Origin of the sequence: Pseudomonas simiae (assembly GCF_000934565.1) — a bacterium.
GTDB lineage: Bacteria > Pseudomonadota > Gammaproteobacteria > Pseudomonadales > Pseudomonadaceae > Aquipseudomonas > Aquipseudomonas simiae.
The window spans coordinates 1,192,910-1,215,074 of record NZ_CP010896.1; the positions used below are offsets into that span (position 1 = coordinate 1,192,910).

Below are 22,165 nucleotides of genomic sequence, written 5' to 3' on the forward strand. Positions count from 1 at the left end.
GCGGGGCAATGCATGGGTAGAGCAGCAAGAGAGATCAAAATGAAACAACTCTATAGTGCGATGGCGCTGTTCGTCCTGATGGGTTTCAGTACGATCGCAAGCGCCGCTACATGCCGTGTGAATGGCGGACAGTGGACAGAGATAGTCGGGGAACTCCCCCTACGGGTCCCTGTTACGGTGACCTTGGCCGCAGATCGTACACGGATAATGATGGAAGGCGCACGGCTTGAATGTGGGTTCTCCAGAGGCTCGCAGAGCCCGTCTTCCCGGCGGGACTACTGGGCAACGGGTAGCTCGGCGGGGACCCCCTGGGTACCGGGTATCAAATTCAGCCAGGAAGGGGCTGGTTTACGAATCAATGGAACGTACCGAAATAACCCTATCCCGAACGGAATAAGGTTCGCCACACTGCCTGACGACCTGAGAGGTTATCCGATCGATGTCACGCCCTATATTCTGCTGCGCAACAATCCGTCCAATCCGATCGATATTCGAGTAGGGGATACGCTGGGAATCCTGCGTCTCACCGCCACGAACAACTACAACGCCAATACGGCAAGGATCTCGGTTACCTACACCGCCGCCAACAACTTCACCATCACACCGTCAACCTGCACGATCAACAATAACAACCCGATCGAGATCAATTTCGGCAACGTTCACCAGCGGGCCATCGGCGCCGATCCGTTGACCACGACGATCCGTAGCGACCGCAGGCTTACCTACTCATGCCCGGACGGCGGGATTACCACGCCGATAACTATTTCCTACAAAGGCAGCCCGTCGTCGTTCGACACACGCCTGCTGATGATGTCCAACCCGGACGTGGGCACGGCCCTTATTCGTGCGGGATCTGCGGTTCCAGTCAACGGTTCGTTCCTGACCCACATTACCAACAGCGTGGGGGGCGACGATGTGACGTTTTCTCTGGTTCGGCGCGCGGGGTCGCTACCTGCCGCTGGCGCCACCAACGGCAGCGGGGTATTGGTGATGGGGGTGCCGTAACACCCGCACCAGGCTCATTCTTCCTCACTGCCCTCGGCACGCCAATAACCGACGGCCTTGAGGAACGCTTCATCGACCTTGTGCGTGTCCAGCAACACCCGACGCACCTGACGCGACAGCTTGGTTTCCATCGCGACGAAGGTGTACAGCGCGCCGCTCGGCAACGTCAGTGTGCGCACGGTGTCGAGCAGGTCAACCTGGCCGCGTAGCACCCAGATCACTTCCAACTCGGCCGCGCTTTGCAGCGCCTGTTGCTCGGCCGCATCGGCGATTTCAATCACCGCCAGCACCTTGCGCCCGGCCGGCAGTTCTTCGAGGCGGCGGGCGATGGCGGGCAGGGCGGTTTCGTCGCCGATCAGCAGGTAACTGTCGAAGATATCCGGCACGATCATCGAGCCCCGTGGGCCGCCGATGTACAGGTGCTGGCCGACTTGGGCCTGTTCGGCCCAGGTGGAGGCGGGGCCATCGCCGTGCAGCACGAAGTCGATATCCAATTCGCCAAGGCTGAGGTCGAAACGCCGTGGCGTGTAGTCGCGCATCGCCGGCTGCGGGCCATCGCCCTTGATGCTGAACGTCGGGCTTTGCAGCGCGGCCTGCTCGGCGGCGTTTTGCGGGAACATCAGCTTGATGTGATCGTCACTGCCCAGGCTGACAAACCCCGCCAGCTCAGGCCCGCCGAGGGTGATGCGGCGCATGCGCGGGGTGATATCGACCACCCGTAGCACGTCGAGGCGACGGCGTTTGATTTCGTGGGTGACGCGATGGATGACGGGCGTATTCATTGGGAGTCCCCCTGGACAGGTTGAACGGCCGGGCCGTCGACGATGGCCCGGGCGGTGCTGTTGAGCAACGCGGCGACGCGCGTGATTTCTTCGGCGCTCCAGCGCCCATGGTGCAGTTGCAGGGCATGGCGCAGGTTATGCACCGCCTCGTGGATTTCCGGCGGGCGATCATGGCCGCGCAGCGAGCGTTTGCTGACATCGATGCGCATGCGCACGCCTTCCAGTGCAATCGCCTGCTCACCTAAAGAAAGACGACCGGCGTCGGTGAGGGTGTAGCGTTTTTTTCCACCTTCGGCGTCGCCGCTGATCAATTCGCTTTCTTCAAGAAAGGTCAGGGTGGGGTAGATCACGCCGGGGCTGGGACTGTAGGCACCGTCGAACAGGCCTTCGATCTGGCGGATTAAGTCGTAGCCGTGGCACGCCTGTTCGGCGATCAACGCCAGCAACAGCAACTTCAGGTCGCCGGGGGCGAACACGCGTGGGCCGCGGCCGCCGCGTTCTCGGCCGGGGCGTTTTTCGAAGCCGTCGCGGCCGTCGCCGTGGTGGTGGGAATGATGCTCTCTCATTTTGGGCCTCTCCGTTCTGGTTAAGATATAACTTAAGATATATCTTAAGGCTGTTCAAGATCAGTCGACCAATGGTCGCGGCCCTACTTAACTACCACCGCCTCGCGTGATGCGCCCAGCATGCTGATAGCCCTTCCCATGTGCATGGAGCCAGTGCGATGAGCACATTGATTTCTCCCCCTTACTCGCCGACCTCCTTGGAAATACGGGGCTATCTGCATCAGATCGGTCACCAGTTGCTCGAAACCGACACCCCTTTGCTGTCCAAACGGCCGCTCCCCATCGAGTTGCAGCAGTTGGAAAAACTCAACCAGACGCTCAAGGCATACACGCAAGCGCATGTTGAAGAAAATCGTGCGCTGTACGCCGATGTGGCCCAGGTCGACCTGCAGAGTGACGAGGGCAAGCGACGGCTGGCGACGCTCAAACGCGACCTCACCCCGCAGTTGCAGAAGCTGGACGAAGTCGGTGTGCTGGGCAGCAAAAGCCTGCGCACGTTCATGGCCAACGACGCGGGCCTGGTTGCGTTGGAACTGGAAGCCAGGCTCAACATTCAGGACTATCTGCTGCATCGTGAAGAAGCCCGGCTGGTGCAGAACCTGGGACTGGGGCCGAGCTTTCGACCGGGCATCTATGCGCTGACCTTCACCTACCAAACGCAGACGATCGAATTCGCCGGGGCCTTTGTGCTGACCGAAAAAAACACCCCCGTGGTCACGCAGTTGACCGCTGCGGAGGACGTCGGCTACGTGGTGCTGTTTACCCCAGCCCGTGGCTTTGAGTCGTTCGGCACGCTGGCCGAGATGAACAGCCAACTGCGCGAAGCAATGGCGGTCGGCAGTTGGCGCAAGGAGTTCATGACCCTGCTGCCGCGCCAATACCAGGGGCTGTCCGCCATGGGCGTCTGGCCTCTGCTGTTGACGTCCATCGATGGCGAACCGCTGTGCGAACACACCTACGACGCCCGGCTGGCCAAGCGCGCGCTGGATATCGACTGGGCCCTGAGCAACCCCGGCCCCAGCGCCCAACACCTGCTTGCCGAGCTGGACGCTGCGATACGCGCCGCGTTGCCCGACTTCAGTCAGCGCCTGGAATTGCGCGCCCAACGCCTGCTGGACCGCTGCCTGGAACACAGCGCCCCGGCCTGGTACCGCAACGCCCCCAGCCACCAACGCGAGGCTCTGGCGCGGCACCTGGCCGAGTACGACGAGGCCCGGCAAACCCTGCTGAACCTGTTCGGCCATGCCGCCTCGCCGCAGACCCTGGCGCGCTATCAGTTGCTCGAACAACTGGCCACTGACCTGGAAATCAACGACCTTGACCCCGACCGCCTGCACGTGCGCACGCGTCGCAGCGTGGCCAGGGTCGGCACCTACGAACAAAAACACAGCCTGACCGAGCTGGCGCTGCGCGGCCTGCACAGCGGCGACGAACTGGCCGGGTCGACGTTTTTGCTCAATACCTCCTTCACCTATGCCGACGCGCCGCTGCCCGAGGCTTATCAAGACTTGACCGCCGACTATCTGGTCGGCCTGCTCGACACCCTCAAGCCGCGTGTGGCGTTTGAAACCGTGCGCCGCGAGTACTACGCCAAACCCGAGATCCATGCCGCCATCGAACAGTTGCTCGACCGCCGCCTCAACGCCCTGGCCTACACCGCTAAGCTGCAACGCCACATCACCGCGGCCGACTATCAACGCTTCACCCGCCTGCGTCGCGGCACCGACGCGCAACTGCGCGCGAGCAGCGTTGCGCTCAATGGCTACGTGCTCAAAGACCTCTGGCTGCTGCGCGAAAGCGACGAGCAGGGCGGCCTCACGCGCTTGCTGCTGTGTACCCCCGAAGCGCCCCAGGCCCAGCAGTTTCATGGTTTCGACTCAGAAGTGCTGTGCCAGGCCCACCTCCTCGCGTGGTGTGCAGACGACGCCATGCGCGCGTATCTGCTGGAGCAAGTACCCCTCAAGTCCCGTGCGGGCCTGAACACCTTCATGACCGGCCTGGGCTTTATCCCGGCACACCAGGAATACCGTCACGTCACCTTCAGCGAGGCGAGCAGCCACGCCGACTGCCTCAAGACCTTGCGCGGCCAGCTGCTGGCGGTGCAGACCGACGATTACCACTGGGGCACCCCAACATGGTACCGCGCGGCCAGCGAGGCCCAGCGCCGACAATTGACGCTGTTGGCCGAGCAGGCCGAAGGCGCCGCCAACACCTACGCGCAGCACCCGTTGTCCGACGCCAGCTTCATCACCTTCGAGCGGTTCCTGCATGCCCAGGCCAAGGTACAGCTCAATACCCTGCTTGGCCGCCAGCGGCAAAACGATGTCGACCCCGATACGGTGTGGATGCATTACCCCAAAAACTTCCCGGCGTTAACGCGCCCCGCGTCCGTGACTTATACCCGGCTGTATCGCGATGGTTATGAGGAGTCGCTGGGGTTTCTCGACGCGAAGTTCGAAACCGTCGCCACCTTCATGGGCCCGGCCGGGGTCGACCTGAGCAAGCTCACGCCGCGCAATGTCGGGCTGTCAGTGCGCGGCGTGTGGATCGGCCAGCGCTACGCCAATGAAGTCCAGGCCAAACTGCAAAACCCCACCAGCCCCGGTTACGCCCTGCGCCGCGATGCAACGCTGGCCATCAACCAGTTGCAGTTGCGCAACGCGGCGCTGGAGTCGCGCCTCAAAGGCCATATCGTCCAGGCCGATCTGGATTGGTTCGAGCGCGCCGTCCAGAGCCTGGACGACACCTCGGTCGAGACGCGCAGCACCTACCGCGTGCATCGCCTGATGGTCGACGGCGACTGGGTGATCGACACCCTGCTGTTCAGCCACGCCGCGAACCCGGTGTTGCTCTATACACCGCAGGCCCCGGACGGCGTGTTCTTCCGTGAAGCCAGGCAGTTCAACTACCTGCTGAAAAAAGTCGACGGCATGCTCGACTACTTCTGCACCCGCGTCGCGGTGCAGTCTCAGGTGCGCGTGCGGCATTTTCTGCAAACCGCCCAGGCCGGCCTGCCCGCGGACCTCAACAGCACCGACCTGAGCCTGGCGCGCTACGACACGATCGAGCGCGTGCCGCCCGTGCTCGACCTGCGTCACCTGCTGCACGACATGAAGCTGCAACGCAAGATCGACGACGTCGCCGCCACCACGGTCAATCGCACCGACATGATCATGGGCCTGGTCTGGCGTTGCCTCGAACCGCTGATCGCGATTGCGACCGCGCCGTTCCCGGTGTTGAGCCTGAGCCTGGGCCTGCTGCTGGCGCTCAAGGACGGCATGCTCGCCCTGCACGCCTACAACCAGGGCGACACCGACGCCGCGCTGCAACACTTCGTCGGCTACCTGAGCAACAGCCTTGGCGCGGTGTTCACCGACCTGCGCCCGGCACTCAAGTCCATCGGCCCGCTGGTGCGGCCGATGCGCCACCTTATGCGCCCAGCCGCGCCGCGCGAGGCCATGGCGCTGATCAAACAACTGCAGCCACCGCCCCCCGCGCCCGCCGCTATGCAGGCCGTACTATTCGAAGGCCGGCCGGTATGGGCGCCCAAGCAACCCGATGCCTTGGGCCGCTATCTGCTGTTTCGCCAAGACCCGGTAAGCGGCAAACTGTTGTCGACTGCGCGCCTGGTCAACCAGACGGTCGAGGGGCGCTGGGTGCGCTCGGGCCTCACCGGCGGCGCGCCGAAACGTGCGCTGCCGACACCCCATGCGTTGCAGCGCTATGAAGTGCCGATCGAACAGGCCAAGGACTACGAAACCCTGATGACATTGGAGTTTGGGCAACACTCCAGTGTCGATCAGTTGTTGGGCGAGGGCACACGCGACAGCCTGCTGACCTATGAAATGAGCCCGCTACGGGCTCCGTATTTAAAGGCATACCTGCAGTTGCGCAGCGACGCCGACACCTTCTTCGCTCAGCTCAAACCCATCGTCCCCAGGGCCGATGTGCTGGCCTTGCAAGTGAACGCGAGCCATCGGCATATCCTGGAAAGTGCCTTCAAGGAAAACCAAGGCTTGGTGCTGGGCGCGGTGCCTGGCTCGCTCGCCGCCAAACAGCTGCTGATCGACAACATGCCCACCCTCTACGAGCAGGGCGTGCGACGCCTGTATATCGAATACCTGCCGGGCGACTTGTTCCGGGCCAAACTGGACAAGTTCAACGCCGGCGGCAGCTACAGGCACATCGGCGACTATTTGAAAAAAATCGAGACAGCCCTGGGGATCGCCAAAGACTCGCCGCACTCCTATCGCGCCCTGATCCTGGCGGCACGCCGCGAAAAAATCGCCGTCTGTGCGCTGGATGCGTCCACCGGCTACGAGGTGGACAAAGCCTTCAACCTGAGCAACGGTGCGATGGTCAGCCCGCGACCCAACGCCCAGCGCAATTTTTATTCCCACAAACTGATCGAGACCGACCTCGCCGAAAAACCCAGCGAAGGTTGGGTCGCGCTGGTCGACAGCCGCCGCCTCAACACGCACACACAGACCCCAGGGTTGGCGGACCTGCAAAAGACCCTGAGTGTGCGCGTCGAAGACGTCGCTGCCGGCCAGCCGGTAGGCATCTGGAACGACGTGCCCGGCTCGATCGCCGACGATCCGTTGGCCAAAGCCGATTTCAAGCTGACCCTGCAAACCTCCTATAGCGCGCCCCCTGTGTTCGTCAGCGCACCCCGCGCGGCTAACACCTTCAGCGACTTCGATATCGACCCACGATTCACCCAAGAACTGCACGAAATGGGCAAAGACCCGCATCCGTTCGACACCCGTTACGGCTCGCTCAACCCGAAAATCGCCGCCGCCGAAAACGCCTTCCGGAAAACCCGCGACCGTCTGAATAAGCGCGCGCAGGAGTTCTTCAAAACCCATGAACTGCCACCCCGGCCCACCTTGCCGGACCTGCCGGCGAGCACCACGCCCGCCGACTTTATCGAGCGCAGCTACCAACACGCCCCAGGGCTGATCATCTGCGAGAGCCACGCCGAGCAATCGAGCAAAGCCCTGCTGATCGATCAGATGAGCGTACTCAAGGCGCAGGGGGTCAAAACCCTGTACATGGAGCACCTGTTCACCGACCTGCACCAGGCGCACCTGGATGCCTTCCATCAAACCGGGGTGTTGGCCAAACCGCTCAAAGACCACCTGTGGACCTTAGACCGTGGCCACATGATCGAGTACCAGGGGCCGCACACCTACACCAGCGTGGTGGAAGTGGCGGGCAAACACGGCCTGCGCATCCGCGCATTGGATTGCGTATCGAGCTACTACACCAAGGGCATGAGCGAACCGAGCACGTCGCGGACGTCGATGTTCAACTTCTTCGCCAGCGAGGTCATCCGTCAAGACCAGGTCGCCCAGGGCGCGCACAAGTGGGTGGCGCACATGGGGAACGGCCATGTGTTTCCGGTCGAAGGGATTGCCGGGGTGGCCCAAACGCAAGGCGCGATCAGCCTGCGGACATTCGATGTACCGACGGGCACGACCACCGAGTTGCGTTCAGGGCTGGAGTGGACAGTGGCCTACGGCTCGTCGTTGTACCCCAACCGGCTGACGGCGATCCGCAGCGACTTCACCTTGAGTGTCGGCATTCCTGGCAAGCGTCCTCCTCCCGCCTATGTGCCCGCCGATCGTTCACGCTTGACGCGACCGGGGCAGTTCATGGTCGAGCAGCGTTCACCCCACGAAGTGAACCTGGTGCATCACTCGCGCAGTGGCGAGATCCTCTCCACGCCGATCCAGATCGACGATCAAGGCCGCTTCTTCATCGAGCGCTGGGCAGAACTGAAGGACGAGCGCTTTACCGTGTTCGAACGACTGCTCAGCGCCCTTGATCAGGTGCTCAAGCTCACGCACGTCCAGTAGGCCTGGCGCCCCCTGTCGGCATGCGGCAGGGGGAAAGCGCGAATTGCCGTTCGGCTCAGAGCGAATCTTGCCCACACCGTTTATCCCGGATTGGCTGCAAGGCCTGTGTTGCCGGCGCGAGCAAACCATGCGTTCAAACCCGGTGACTGAAACCCTGAGCGCGGTGGACGCTTACCTCGCCGCCGGTGTTGTTCAACGGCCGCGACAACATTGCGCTCAAAGTCACCTGCAACCCACCGAAACTGGGGCTTGACGCCTTGCGCGTGGTACCCATGAGCGGCGCGCCGTATCGAGGACGAGTGAAGCCGGTGCGCATAAACCACACGTCACGGTGATCCGGGACTAACTGTCTACCGCCGTTGCCCATGGCTGCGGAACTAGTTTCCCAGGCTTGGGTGAGTCGTCGACTCACCAGGCAAGGAGCTAGTTTTGTGACACAAGCCAATCCCACGGCGCTGCTGCGTCAGACTCACATCGATACGATCCACGCCCTGTTCGCCGATCCACCGTCCCTGCGGGCGGTGGCCCAGGCCAGTGCCCAGGCCCATCTGGACGAGCACTTCGCGGCGCGTACACTGGCCGTCGAGCAGCTTTACCTGCGCACGCCGCTGGCGAGCCAGACCGCGACGTATGACTACACCGCGTTGGCGGACGCACTGGTGGCGCGGCTGGTCAATGGTGAACCGGTGCTCTACGTGCCGGGCCACCATGAGAGTGTCCAGCGGGTGGGGGATGACTATGAGCCGAGCACACTGGATCTGTTCGAGTGTGAAGTGCTGGTCAATGAGCGCGGCGCGCTGTTGTTGGCGTCTTACCGGGAGCAGTTGCAGGCCTGGTGGAAAACGCGCTGGTGGCCGCTGGTCGAGGCGTTGATGGGCGTCGTCAGCGATACGCCCAGGCAGCCTGGCATGAGCCAGCGCCATCTTGATACGTTCTTTTCGCTGTCTTTCACTAACCCCGGCGGGGAGCTGGCCGCTCCGGCCGGTCCGTTGCGCGTCTCTACGGTTCACCTGCGCCGCGAGGATGCGGGAGACGACGATTCGGGCGAAATCCTGCCCCTGTGGTTGCTCCAGGCAACGCATTCCACGGACATGGCACTCTACAGCCCGGCGATGGGCGTGCAGTTGATCGACCAGTTGGACGATATCGGGCCGTTGCTGGCCGATCACCTGAGCCCGTTGTTGGATGAACCGGCAGGTGAGTGGTTTGTCGTCGAGCACGCAGGCCTGGCCCCTGAATCGCTGGCAAGCGGTTACTTGGCACGCCAGTTGAGTGAAATTGCCGCCATCGACCCCACGGTGCGTAGAACCGCGCAACAGTATCAGGCGCTGCTCAATGCCATCACCGACACGCGTCGCTGGTTTGTGTCCCCCCTGACAGCGTTCGGACAAGGCGTTCACGAGGCCATCCCGGCGTGGCTGTTCAACGCCGCGCAAACTGATCGACTTCAATATGGGCGTCTGCTGGTCGAGCAGGTGCGCCACTTGAACCAGGGCGCGGGCAAGCGGTTTTTCCCCGAAGTCCCGTCTCTGGTGGCGTTTGCCGAAACAGCGTTGCAAGACTGTCTGGACAACGAGCCACGCGCGGTCGAGCTCAAGGTCCTGGATATCCATGGGGTGTTCGGCCCGCCGAGCGCTGCGCCCCTTGAGTTGACCCTGACCGAATGGGCGCTGGAAACCCTGGGCGGGTTCACGCCGAGCCCCACCACTGTCACGCTCAAAGGCGCCCCCGCACCCGCCTGGCTGACCGAGCCCTTGCTCAGAGACTGGCTGGTCAAAGCCGATATCGCCAAGACTTACGGCGCGGTTCTGAGGCAACGGTTGGCCAAGGGCAACGCCGCCAAAGACTGGGACCGGGACCTGGCCGGCGATCAGGTGCTGTCACAGCTGAAGATGCTGGCAATGGCATACAAAATCCAGGGGCTGCACGGGCTGACCCAGCAGGGCTATCGCCTCATTAGCGAGCGTGCCGCGGGGCTGCGGGCATCCTCCCGTCTGTTGCCGCTGACGCTCAAGGCCATGCCTCAAGGGCAGACGGCCGTTGTGCAGCACATGCACCTGTTGATGCCCCGGCAGGCGCCACCGGGCGCGTGCCTGTTGTATCGACCGCTGTTGAATCCGGTCGTACAGGAATTTGCCTCGCTGGAGGATCTGCACGCAGCGATCAAGGCGCCTGGTGCCTTGCGCGACAGTGTCCTGGCATGGCTGCCGACGAGTCACCGAGCGGTGTTCGAGCCGCTGCTCAGCGCCCTGCCGGTCGATGACAACGCGGCGCTGGCGGTGGAGGTGAGCGAGGACCTCGAGTCGGTGCATTCCCTGCGCGAGGCGTTCTATCTCGCGCTGGAAACCTTGAGTGAATGGCCCGTATCGGGTGGTGATGCACGGCATTGGGCCTGCTTCAAAGAGGCAGGCTGGTCGCTGACCGATGGGCTGATGCCACTGGTGCAGGGCGTGGACACGCTGACCGGGTGGCTGGGGCAGTTGATGGACACTGTGCGCCAGGATGTCGGGGCTACCAGGGGTGTCGACGTGCTGGGCAACCTGGCGTGGGTGCTCGCGCAGCGGGTTTCGCCGGCCAACGTGCAGTTGCAACTGGACCTGTCAGCGCTGATGTTTGCGACGCCGCAGAGGGTGCAAAATCCGTTGGAGTTGACCCGTATCCCAGCGCCCAAGCAGTTCAAGCAGCCGGATAAATGGGGCTCCGTTCTCCGTGTGAAGGCGCTCATTCAGCAGGCTCGGCTACAGACGGATCTGCGTCTTGAAGAGTGGCAAGCGCTCTACGATGGCGCCGACAGCACACGTGCTGAGGCTGAGAGCCGAGTGAGCGTGCTGTCGAGTCTGGTGGACAGCATTGTCGACAACCTTGCAGATGCTGCGGCCGACCAGGTGCGTGAGCAATATCACCAGATTTTGCAGGTCAAGTTGAAGGCGCTGTCCCAGCAATTACACGCGCTCCGGCAGCTGCGCGCCCTGGCACCGCGCCTGGGCTATGAGGTGCAAGTCTGTGCGCTGCTTGAGTCTCTGGTGGGCACGGCACGCACCCTCGGTAGTCTGGAAGCACGCTACATCGCGTCACTCGATACCTCGCTGGCGTCGATGTCGCAAGAGCAAGTGAGCGAGAACCGGCGCAACCGCTTGGCCGCCTACAATGGGGCGATTCACTGGCGTGAACTGGAAAACCGTCACCTCGATGAGTTGACGGCGGTCATCGGCTGTGGCGCCGATAAGGGCCAGGCCCTCACGCTGGCCGTTGCGCCAGCCTCGGTGCTGGCACTGCAGGCGCAGCAGGTCCGGCGTTTGTGGCAGGCGGCCTGGCGCGCCGAGGATTCGGGAAGCGACGCGATGTTTGCCGGGATGCTGGCACAGACCCTTCAGCGCGTCGCGTGCGCGAGTCAGTCCCATGCAGGATTCATGGCGCTGACGCAAGCCGAGCGGATCGAGTTGTTCGACAGCGTGCTGCAGGTGTATGGCGATACCGCCGACCGGTTGGCGTTTTGCAGGGCCATTACGCCGCAAGCGTTTGATCTGGACTACCTGCATGAGCTTCAAACCTTGATCGACGAGCTGCACGCCACCGCCGAAAAAAATCTGCTGGAGGCGCTGATGGACAACGCCCCGGCTGCAGCTGTCGGCGCGCCGCGCAACAGCCTGATTCGTACCCGCGGCGGCGACGTTTATCGGGGGCGTATCGTTGAGCCGACTCACGCACAGCCCGCGCGCATCGCTCAAGTGCATGACCGCGCGGATGAGTTGATTGCCTCCTTCAAACAGGCGGCCGATGGTTTGTGGGACCCGCTGGAGCGAGCACCCGCCACGCTCGGCTGTGCAAGGGCCGGCACCTTGGTTGAGATGATCGAGCACGGCAAGCAAACGGTGGCCGGTGTCGAGCGCATGATCGCCCAGGTGTTGAGGATGGTCCCCACGGCCAAAAGGGCTCATTCGCTGCAAGACGTGCTCGCGGTGCCGGCGTTTTTCTTGCTTGAGTGCGCCGAAGCGATGCGTCGCAAGTTGGCGCAAGCGAGCGCTGCCCGCTGGCCGGTGAAGCACCGCAGCACGGCGCAACGCATTGAAGCGGATTGGCGCGCGGCGGCGGCCCGTTTGTATGAACAGGGGGTGCATGCCAGGATCGCGGTGATCAAGGCACGCGCACCGGTCCAGGCCGGGGTCGACGCGCTCCTGGCGGGCCATGAGGTGCAGTTGGTCAACCGGCCGGGGCGGTATCGGGTGGACGACGCTGCGGATGATTATGTGCAGTTCTGCCAGGTCGTGGACGTTCATACCCGACAGCCAGAGGGGTATATCCACCTGTACTATCAGCAGGCTGTCGGTCGGGACGACTTGTTTACCGCTGCGTATCTGAAGACCCCCGAGCAGCACCACGCGACCCGGCAAACCGAGCTGCCGCTGTCATTTTCGCGCTGGATGACCCCGACGGCGGCGACAATACTGGCCGACCATCGGCGTCAGGTCAGCCGGTCCCAGACCTGTCGCTGGATGGCCGATGCCGATACCCGCTGAGCAACGAGGGCAGGCGCGAACATGCTCGCGCCTGCACTGGCCTCACTGTGTGGGCAGAGGCTCGCGGTTACGGCGCAGGTGCGCCTTTTTCAGCGCCTCGCGTGTCAGGCCGCGCATCCATTCCTTCTCGTTGTAGCCCAGGTCATTGAGCAGGCGGTTGTACAGCGCGTCGCTGATCGGCGTGTCGGCGAACACCACGCTTTCCTGCGTGTGCAGTTCGTCGGCCAGGGCCTTGAGCTGTTCCCTGAGCCGGGCTTTCTGCTGCGGCTCCTGTTCGGCATGCCATTGCGCCTGCAGGGTTTGAAGGTCGTCCAGGCGGTAGAACTTCTCGGTGTATTCGGTGAGATTCTGTTGATAAAGGCTGTCGTAGGTTTCCTGCAGGAAGGTCTCCCAGTACGGCTCCAGTAACATCTGGTTGACCAGGCCATCGCCCCGGCCCAACTCCATGACGCTGATGCGCGCCTGTTGGATACGGCTCGCGCTGACGTCGGCGGTGTCGCGGTAGAGCATATGGTCCGACAGCCAGGGCAGGTCCAGCTCGTTGGCCAACGAGGTCTGGTAGGCCAAATGGATGTCCACTTCGTCCACCTCGCCCGCTTCGCCGTTCAGCACTTCTGAGCGCAGGCGCTGGCCTTCGCCGCCGGCCGCTTTGGGTCGCAGACGCCGGGCGACTTCTTCCTGGGCCACCTGATTGAGCTGCTTGAGCCGCGCCGCGCCCTTGGCCAGGGTCACCAGGCGGCCTTCGAGTTCAGGCAAGGTCGTTGAAAAACGCCGCGCTTCGCTGGCCATGACCTCGATCCCCATTTCATTGAAAATTTGCGCGCCGCCATCGCCACACAAGCCGGGGAAGCTCGACAGCTTGAACAGGCGCTCGCGCAGGGCGCTGTCGGCGTGGGCGGCGTTGATCAAGCGCCAGACCCGCTGGGTCAACCCGGCCTGGTTGGCGGCGTGGCGCTGCCGGTCTTGGGGGTTTTCAAAGAACTCGGGGGGCTCCAGGTACTTGATAACCTCAAAAAAGCCTTGGGAGCCGTGCTCGTCTTCGACGGCGTCCCACAGGTGCTCGCGCACCACGCGGGTGCCCGCATCGGCGTCTACCAGCCACGGGTCGCTGTTGCCCTGCGGTTCATAGGTGCGATACGGGTCCAGCCCGGCCTCGGTGCGGTAGCGTTCGTACAGGGCGCGCTGATCGTCGTTCAGCGTGTGGCGGTCCAGCCGCGTGCGCGCCACGGTGCGCGCGGCCGTCGGCTCGGCGGTCAGTGCGGGCAGGGTGGTGATCGGGTTGCCGCTCAGGTTCAGGTCGAACAGCTCGTTCCTGGCGTGCGCGAACAGGCCGATGGGCCATTGGTGGATTTGCGTGTGGTTCAAGTCGAGGCGGCGCAGGTTGGGCATGCGCGTGATATCCGGTGCGGCGGTGAGGGGGTTGTGGTCCAGAATCGCAATGTGCAGGCGCCGCAGATTGCGCAGGCGCGTCACGTCTTCTGGGAACAGCACCATGCGGTTGTTCGACAGGTTCAGGTTGCGCAACTGCCGCAGCGCCGTCAGTTCGACCGGCAAGCTCGTCAGGTGGTTGTGGCTCAGGTCCAGGGAGCGCAGCGCCGGGAAGTGTTTGAGCAAACCGCAATGGGATTGCCCGACGCTGCTCTGGCTCAGATTCAGGAACGTCACATGTTCAAAATTGACGGTCAGCGCGGGCAGCGACTCGGGTAACGGCATGCCGTCCAGATCGACCCGCGCGCCGGATTGGGTCCTGCCCCAATCGTCGGTGTAATCGGCGTAGCGTTCGCCCCAGCACTGTTCCAGCTGGAGGGCCAGGCGTCTGCGGGCGGCCAGTTGTTGCCGTTCCTGGGCGCTGCCTTTGGGGTGATGGGTGGGCGATTGCTTCCAGGTTTGCAGCTGGGTGTTCAGGGTGTGTTTCTGCAAGGTCAGTTCGTTCAGGGTGCTGCTCAATTGGTCGGCGGGGATGTCCTCGATAAAGCGGTTCAGGCGTTGTTCGCTGAGGCTCGGAAACAAGCGTTGCAGGACGTCCCTGGCAAACGCCGTGTGGTTCTCGGCCGGGGCGGGACGGCAGCGGCTGAGCAGCGGGCCGCCGAGCAATTGCGCGGTTTCCCGCTCCATGACGCGGTGGGTGTCGGGCCCGGCGAGCACCTTGCGTCGCTCGGCCAGGGGTTCAAGGTGGGTCATCAGCCAGTGCTTGAAGTCTTCGCCCTCGCCGGGTTGGTAGCCCAGGGCGGTGCGTGGCTCGCTGGGCAGTGCGAGCAACACGGCTTCATACAGGCTGGCCGGGCGGTGTAACGGTTGGCCGGCATTGTCGTAGACCGAATAGCCCAGGCGGGTGTGAACCAGCACCCGGCGTGTGGCAGCCGTGTCCGAACCGGCCTGGCTGCGCAGGGAGCCCGTGACCGTGGCTTCGCGGATTTCAAGGTGCAGATCGGTGAGCGCATCGGTATTGAACAGCAGGCTCTTGAGCAGCAGGTGTTCAGTCGCCGGGTTGGGCATGGCCGGTGGATAAAAGCCTTCGTAGGCATGCACCGAGTCAGCCGCCAGCTGCAATTCGCTGGCTTGATTGCGCAGGCGCAGGGGCGCATGCCGGTCGTTCGCCAAGGCCTCGCGTTCGTGGGGACGGGCGCGCTCCAGCAGGCGGCGGGCCAGGCTCAGGTCGAGGTCGGGATGGTCCCGGCGCAGGCCGATGATGCCGGGGGCGTCGCTCTGTTCGCGGGCGCGGTAGACCGCCGGGGCGATATCGCGGCTCTGGCTCAGTACGTAGTTGGCCAGCAGATCGCGCAATGCTTGTACCCGCTGCGATTCCGGCACTTCGGCGCCGAGCAGGAGGGTGATCGCCGCTTCATCGAGAAAGCCCAGCACCCGCTCCGGCAAGTGCCCGGACAGCACGTCGCCGAGGCTGATGCGCAAGGTGTCGGCGGGGCCGGCTTGCGCGGCGCCGTAGCGGTGCGAGCTGCCGCTCAGGTCGGGCTTGAGGAACACTTGCAGCGCTTTGTCCTGGGGCCAGCCATCGAGTTCGGTGACCATTTGCTCGAACCAATCCGAGCTGGGGTCGGCGCTCAAGGCTTGCCCCGCACGGATTCTGTCACTGGCGACCTGGATCGATTCGGCCGCTTCGAGGCGTTTGAGGCCGGCATCGAGGAGCGGCGGCAGCGCTTCGTTGTGCTCGTACACACGACGCAACGCGCCGTCTTCGGTGGCGCTGGCGACCCTGAGCTGTTCCAGTTGCGTGTCACTGAACGGTTGCACCCGATGCCCGAGACGCCGCAGCAGCCGCGGGCGCTCCCAGGTGCGCGGGCGTTCGCCCTCGTGGGTCACGGCGCCGTCGCCATTCAATTGCAGGCGCGGCCGGTAGGCGTCCGCGCGTTCGGGGTGGACCACGCGGTGCACGTCGCTGAGCGGGTCGTAATGCACCTCCAGGTGATGGCCGTCCAGCGCCAGCAGGGTTTTGCCTTGGTGTGTGTGCAAGCCCGAGGGCGCGGGAGTCGAGCCTTCGGGGATCAGGTCTTGCTGGGCGAACGCGCTGATATCCGGGTTCCACAAGCGCCGTGAGCCGTCGGCCCGTTGCACCGGCACCAGGCCCTCGACAAACGGCGAGAGCTTGAGCCGCGCCAACTGACCGATGCTGGCGCCCGCCGCGAACAGGGCGAACTGGATCACGCTGTCGGCCACCCCCACCACATGTTCCCAGGCTTCGGTGCGCAGGCCTTCGCTCCAATCGACGATGCCTTCGAACACCTCGTCCATGACCTGGTACGCGCTGTAGACCAGCATCAATTCGCCGAGTACCGGCACGAAGGGCGTGACCACCAGCAACGCCGCGTTGAGGATGTCGGCGAGCATCTGCTCCAGGTTGTCCCACCAGGCCCAGCGGGCACGGCGGTCGACGTCGACGGTGGACAGCGCGATGTTGCGTGCGTCGTTGACGATTTTGTTCAGTTGGGTGCGAAACAGGTAGTCCCACAGCGTATCGGCGGCCGGCGAAGGCGGGCGTTGGCGATAGTCGTCCTGCCAGGCGTGCAGGCTGAAGTGCAGGTTGGGATCGCTGATCGGCGTGTCTTGCCAGCTCGGCCCGCTGTCGGTGGGCTGTTTCTGATGCCATTGGATGTGGCTCAGGCGCGCATTGATCCCGGCGAAAAAGGCCGCGCGTTTGGCATGGGGCACGAACTGGCTGAAGAACACTTGGTAGCGCGCCTTATCCCGCAATTGGCGGGTCAGTTCCTGCATGAACGCCTGGGGCGAAGGGTATTCCTTGAGCGGGTGCGCGGGGTCTTCGGCGACGTAGGCGATCACCCGCGGGCTGGGCGCGGCGATAAACAGCACGATGCCCACCAGGGCGATGTTCATCACGCTGAGGGTGTAGGCCTGGAGCGCGGCGCCGTCGAGCCGCGGGGTCGGCTGGTCGTCCACCAGATTGAGCATCGCGGCATGGGCATCGGGCTTCAGGTCGGCCTTGGCCAGGGCCAGGTGCGCGGCGCTTTTCAGCGCGGCCTTGTGGCGTGCCGTGACTTCGCCGTGCAGGGTGCGGGCGAGTGCCGGGTTCTTGAAACCGAGGGCCTGGCTGAGCTTGAGTTGATACTGCGCGCCGATATCCAGCTGGCGGCAAATGTCTTTGAACTGTTGCGCGGTGAGCCGCGTGCCGCTGCGGCGGTGGGTGATCGAGAGCACGTCGCGTTGCCCGCGCGCATCGGTCGGACCGAGGAAGGCGAAGTCGAGAAAGGTCTGGTCGGCGGCGAAGTTGTACAGCGCCGCATCGAGCAACGAAAAGGTCTTGCTCACCTGGGCGCCGGTCACATTGAGCTTCCACCCACTTGTCTTGGCGTCGACGTAGAGGCGCAGGTAGGTGTTGCGTACATCCAGGTTGCCGTAGTCGCGCAGGGCGTGTTTGAGCAAGGGTTCGGCGAAGGCGTACACGTCGTTCAAGCCGGCGAGGCGTTGGTCCAGGCGGTTTTGTTGTTGCCAATGCTCGGCAATGGCGGCCTTGAGCGGGGCTGGCGCGGTCAGGTGTTTGACGCCTGCGGCTTTCAGTGCGCCGAGGCGTCCCGGCGTGGCCTGGGTGAGCCAGTCTGGCAGGGCGTCGCGGATGTGTGTGTAGTGGGCGCCGTGGAAGGCGCTGTTGGGTTGGGGTAATTCGGGCACGGATCAGGTCCTGTCAAAGGGTGATCCAGGAGTGTGTTCAACGCTGCCGCGCTGGGGTGGCAGATAGGTAGTGCAGCCGCGCGTCAGTGTTTGCCCGCCAGGCACAACGCCGGGTCGCCCGGTTGCAGCAGCGGGTTGAGCAGCGGCGCCATGCCCTTGAGCACCTGCACCGGCAAGGCCGAGGTGAAGGTGAAGTGCTGCGCCGACGCCCCCGGCACAAACGCGGTGAGGGTGCCGAAGTGATGGGCGCCGATGTAGAACACGAAGGTCGCGGTGCGGTTGATCGATTTGGAACTGAGCATGCGCCCGCCGGCCCCCATGGCTTCGATGCGGTTATCGCCGGTACCGGTTTTGCCGCCCATCGCCAGCGCAGTGCCGTCGGCCAGTTTGAAGCTGCCGGCCACGCGCTTGGCGGTGCCGGCGTCGACCACTTGCGACAGCGCGCCGCGCAACGCCGTGGCAACTTCACTGCGCAGCACCCGTTTGCCACGGTTCGGGTCGTTGGCGACGTGGGTTTCGTAGGGCGTGCCGCGGGCGAATTGCAGGCTGTCGATACGCAACACGGGCAGGCGCACGCCGTCGTTGAGGATGATCCCCATCAGTTCCGCGAGAGCGGCGGGGCGGTCGCCGGAGCTACCGATGGCGGTGGCCAGCGACGGCACCAGGTGGTCGAACGGGTAGCCCACGGCCTGCCAGCGCTGGTGGATATCGAGGAACGCTTCGATCTCCAGCATGGTGCGGATCCGGCTGTCGCGCGCACTCTGGTGACGGCTCTTGAACAACCAGCTGTAGACCTCTTGGCGCTCGAATTCACTGGCTTTGACGATCTCGTCGAAGGTCGCTTCGGGGTGGTTGAGCAGGTAGCCCAGCAACCACAGGTCCAGCGGATGCACCTTGGCGATATAGCCCTGGTCCGGCAGGTCGTAGGCGCCGGGGCCGTAGCTCTGGTAGAGCCGTTCGAGGCGCTCGTCGGTGAGCTTATCGGTGGTTTTCAGGTTTTTCAGGTGCGAGCGCACGAAGCCGTTGAAACTTTCCTGGCTGGCCTGGGGCAGCAGGTAGCGGTGGACGGCGGCCAGGCGGATCGCGGTGGGGTGCAGGCTGTCCATGAAAGTGTCAAGCCGGGCCTGGGTGTCTTTGTGGCGGTATTTTTTCCAGAACTTGAGCAGGAACGCGGTGCCTTCATGGTCGGCGAATTTGGCCAGGTATTCCTGGCGGCGCGGGTCGTTGTCGTCCTTGAGCAGGCGCGCACTGTTGTTTTCGCCAGAGTAAGTGGTGTAGCGCACCAGGTCGCGCATCAGGCGAATGAACGGCAGGTTGATCGACTCGCGCAGGGCATCGCGCAAGGTCGGGTTGCGGCCGTTGTCTTCGTTTCGAAAGTTATGGAAGCGATGCAGGCCGCCGCCGGTGAAAAACGCCTCGCCGGGGTTGGCCGAGTAGGTGCGGTCGAGGGCGGCGTCGAGCATCTTCGCCAGGTCGCGGTCGCTGTGCTGGGTCAAGTAATTCAGCGCCCAGCGCGAGAGCACATCCTGCTCGGGCAGTTCGACGTTTTTCAGCTCGGCGGGCGTGCGTGCCTGATAGCGTTCATGCAGCTCGGTGATGATTTGCAGGTAGGTGGTCAGCACCCGCAGTTTGGCGGTGGAGCCCAGTTCCAGCTTGCTGCCTTCGTTGATGTCGAACGGCTGGTCGGTGTTGTCGGTCTGCACCCGCACGCGTGCGCCATCGGGTGTCAGTTCGTAGAGGGTGAAGCTGTAGCGCACCTGCGGCGTGCTTTGTGGCGTCAGCAGGCGCGGGCCGAGCAGGCCCATTTGCGCGGCGAACGTCGGGTCGGCCAGGTGCTTGAGGTAGTCGGTGGCCTGGGTTTGCAGCGCGTAGTGCAAGGTGCTGGTGGCCGACAGGTCGAGGCGGTCGAGGTCATACAGCGAGCGGTCGAGCAGGCTGGCGAGACGGCTGCGGGCGACGTTGATGGCCTTGTTGGTTTCCACTGGCTGGACGGTCGGCTGCTGCTGCCAGTCGCGGTAGGTCACCGAGCTGGCGAGGGCGGCGGCGGACAACGTGGCGGGGATCACCTGGTTCTGCGCGAGCAGGCGCAGATGGCTGTCGGTCAATTGCGCCAGTTCTTCGCGGCCTTTGGTCAGGTAGTGGGAGGGCCGGCGTTGGGCAATCATCAGCGACAGCACCTGGCGCAGGGCCAGGCCACGTCTGGCCAGGCTCGCCGGGTCTTGCGCGCTGTCGCTCAAGGCCTGATTGACCTGGTTGAAGTCGGCGCCGTACCAGACCCGCAGGCCTTCCGCCAAGCCATGCACTTCGCCGTGGCCCGGCACGGCGGACAACGGCACGCTGTTGAGATAGTCGCGCACGATATTCTGCCGACTGCCCAGGGTGTCCGGCCCGGCCTGGTAGGCCCGGACGCTGGCGGACAGCATCTGGCGAATTTTCTCGCCGCCGGACACGGTCAAGCCGTCGGGCGAATGGCGATATTTTTCCAGCTGCGTGGCCAGGGTGCTGCCGCCGGCGGTCTGCCCCGGCAATTGCACGAGCTTGGCCACTTGCGACCAGGCGGCCTTGGCAAAGCGCGGCCAGTCCACCGACGGGTTGGCCAGCGGTTGCGTGGGGTCGAGCAGGTCGCGGTCTTCAATGAACAACAGGCTTTGCACCACCAGCGGCGGGATTGCGGCAAAGCGGGTGTAGAGCTGTTGCGGGTAGGTGAAGGTGTACAGCGGCGCGGCGCGGCAATCGGTGATGCTCAGGCCCGCCTGGACTTTTTCTGCGTAGGGCACGAACAGCCCGCGCTCGGCATAGTCCATCAAGGCCGGTGAGAAGCGCGTTTGTGCCTGGATCAAGTAATTGCGCTTGAGCAGGCGCGGCAGGAATTCGTTCAGCGCGCTGTAGCCCAGGCGCCGGTCGAACGGGCCGTCGCCGGGATACACGATGGCATCGCTGGCGCCGGGTTCCAGGCGATAACTGAGCGATGCGGCCAACGGGCTCAGGTAGCGGGCCTGCAGGCGCGAGGTGCGCATTTCCACGCTGGCGGCCCAGCCCAACGCGCATAGGGCGAGCAACAGCACCAACCACACCAGTCGCCACCACGCTGTTCGCGTGCGGGCGCTGTGTGGCAATGGCGGTTGATCCGGGCTGTCAGGTGGCAGCGCAGCCTGCTTCGAATCGGTTTGCCATAAAGCGCCCATAGTCGATTGATCCATTGACGTAGATTGATCGGACTTGGGTGAAGCTTAGTCGTTAGTTGCGAAATGTGTCGGTTCACGGCGGTGGGCGTTTCACTGCGCTGCGTAGCAGGGTCAGCCAGTTGCGGTCGTTGGCCCGGCCCCAACGGTAGGTGCCGTGGTCGTTGAATAACACCGAAATGTCCGCCAGGTGCCAGGCGAGCATTTTGATGTTGAGCTCGCGAAGGTATTCGCTTGCCGGGCAGACGATGGCCGCCCAGGGGTCACATATCCACAGGCCCCTCCAGCCCGCTTCGCTGAAGTCCAGCGTCAAACCCAATGTCGGGGGCGTTATACCCACCACCACAAACGCGTGAGCCGGTGGGCTGGTGCCCCAAACACGCGAGGCACCGCCGTTGAAACGGATCAATTCGTTCGCCACATGGGTAATCTGATCGCAATTGCCCGCGCCGGTCTTGAGGAGCACTTCGGTGTAGTTGGGCTGCCCGGCCCGGCTGCACTGCCACATCACCTGCGATTCGGCGATGGACAGCCGTTCTAACTCGTCGACCCCCACCCCCGCGACGTTGGACGGGCCGATGCCGGTGGCCTTGACCATTGATCGAGCGCCCGAGTGGCACGCCCAAGCCCGCCAGCTCCACCGGCTGGCGCATGGTCCAGGCCTGCAAGTGTCGCTGATCAATTGGCCATCGGCGGCCAGGCGTTGCGTTCGACCTTGCTGGAGTACGTCGAAGGGGGTTGGCATGGGGAGATCCTTTCGCTGGGATTGCCGTCCTGGCAGTCGGAGCGTCCCATGGTGAATGGACGTCGCGGCCGCTGATAGGGCGATGCTTCTCGTCCGACCGTGGCCGGCTTCCGCATTGCCTGCCTGATGGTCTGAAAGCATTGAAGCAGAGCCTTCCGCTGGGTATATACGGCCTAGGTAGGGGCATGACGCTGCACCAAAGCTGTGCAATACTCGGCGCGCATCAAACGGAGAAAAACCCTCCGCTATCCAGGTAATGCCCCTCCATGAAAGCGGCTTTTACCGCGACTTCTCGCTGAATCTTGGCGTTTATTGAGTGAAAAACCCTGGGTTGGGCTTTTTATACTGCACCCCCGCTGATCTGGCCG

Annotated in this window: 8 protein-coding genes; 3 read left to right on the forward strand and 5 right to left on the reverse strand. The window is 63.8% G+C overall.

Annotated features, from left to right (window positions below):
* Positions 1-39: 39 nt before the first annotated feature.
* Entirely contained in the window at positions 40-1,005 is a 966-nt protein-coding gene (locus tag PF1751_RS05345; protein ID WP_044286687.1) for a fimbrial protein, read from the forward strand.
* Between the two features lie 14 nt (positions 1,006-1,019).
* Here the strand turns inward: PF1751_RS05345 and PF1751_RS05350 are convergent, their stop codons facing one another.
* Both PF1751_RS05350 and PF1751_RS05355 read right to left on the reverse strand, forming a co-directional pair.
* Positions 1,020-1,787 carry a siderophore-interacting protein gene (locus tag PF1751_RS05350; protein WP_021492549.1) on the reverse strand — a complete coding sequence of 256 codons (768 nt, stop codon included), beginning with the start codon at positions 1,785-1,787 and terminating at the stop codon, positions 1,020-1,022.
* Positions 1,784-2,353: a PadR family transcriptional regulator gene (locus PF1751_RS05355; RefSeq protein WP_044286688.1), complete on the reverse strand. Its 570-nt coding sequence runs from the start codon at positions 2,351-2,353 to the stop codon at positions 1,784-1,786. Before PF1751_RS05355 ends, PF1751_RS05350 begins: the two co-directional genes overlap by 4 nt.
* A 158-nt stretch (positions 2,354-2,511) precedes the next feature.
* Here PF1751_RS05355 and PF1751_RS05360 point away from each other — a divergent pair, with 158 nt between their 5' ends.
* Positions 2,512-8,214 (forward strand): membrane-targeted effector domain-containing toxin, encoded by a 5,703-nt coding sequence (locus PF1751_RS05360; RefSeq protein WP_044286689.1) that lies wholly within the window; start codon positions 2,512-2,514, stop codon positions 8,212-8,214.
* Positions 8,215-8,645: 431 nt separating this feature from the next.
* A complete protein-coding gene (locus PF1751_RS05365) occupies positions 8,646-12,731 on the forward strand; it encodes a hypothetical protein (protein WP_044286691.1) in 4,086 nt (1,361 codons plus the stop codon).
* 42 nt (positions 12,732-12,773) lie between these two features.
* Here PF1751_RS05365 and PF1751_RS05370 read toward each other — a convergent pair whose 3' ends face one another.
* The 3 genes from PF1751_RS05370 to PF1751_RS05380 form a co-directional block, all read right to left on the reverse strand.
* On the reverse strand, positions 12,774-17,870 hold the full coding sequence (locus PF1751_RS05370; protein WP_044286693.1) for a dermonecrotic toxin domain-containing protein: 5,097 nt from the start codon (positions 17,868-17,870) through the stop codon (positions 12,774-12,776).
* Positions 17,871-17,953: 83 nt separating this feature from the next.
* Positions 17,954-21,055: a transglycosylase domain-containing protein gene (locus tag PF1751_RS05375; protein WP_044286694.1), complete on the reverse strand. Its 3,102-nt coding sequence runs from the start codon at positions 21,053-21,055 to the stop codon at positions 17,954-17,956.
* 73 nt (positions 21,056-21,128) lie between these two features.
* Entirely contained in the window at positions 21,129-21,797 is a 669-nt protein-coding gene (locus PF1751_RS05380) for a hypothetical protein (protein ID WP_226994540.1), read from the reverse strand.
* Positions 21,798-22,165 lie beyond the last annotated feature (368 nt).

What these genes read in the sequence shown, in the direction of transcription:
- PF1751_RS05345 (WP_044286687.1), top strand. Translation starts at nt 40, where the DNA reads ATGAAACAACTCTATAGTGCGATGGCGCTGTTCGTCCTGATGGGTTTC.
- PF1751_RS05350 (WP_021492549.1), bottom strand. Translation starts at nt 1,787, where the DNA reads ATGAATACGCCCGTCATCCATCGCGTCACCCACGAAATCAAACGCCGT.
- PF1751_RS05355 (WP_044286688.1), bottom strand. Translation starts at nt 2,353, where the DNA reads ATGAGAGAGCATCATTCCCACCACCACGGCGACGGCCGCGACGGCTTC.
- PF1751_RS05360 (WP_044286689.1), top strand. Translation starts at nt 2,512, where the DNA reads ATGAGCACATTGATTTCTCCCCCTTACTCGCCGACCTCCTTGGAAATA.
- PF1751_RS05375 (WP_044286694.1), bottom strand. Translation starts at nt 21,055, where the DNA reads ATGGGCGCTTTATGGCAAACCGATTCGAAGCAGGCTGCGCTGCCACCT.
- PF1751_RS05380 (WP_226994540.1), bottom strand. Translation starts at nt 21,797, where the DNA reads ATGCCAACCCCCTTCGACGTACTCCAGCAAGGTCGAACGCAACGCCTG.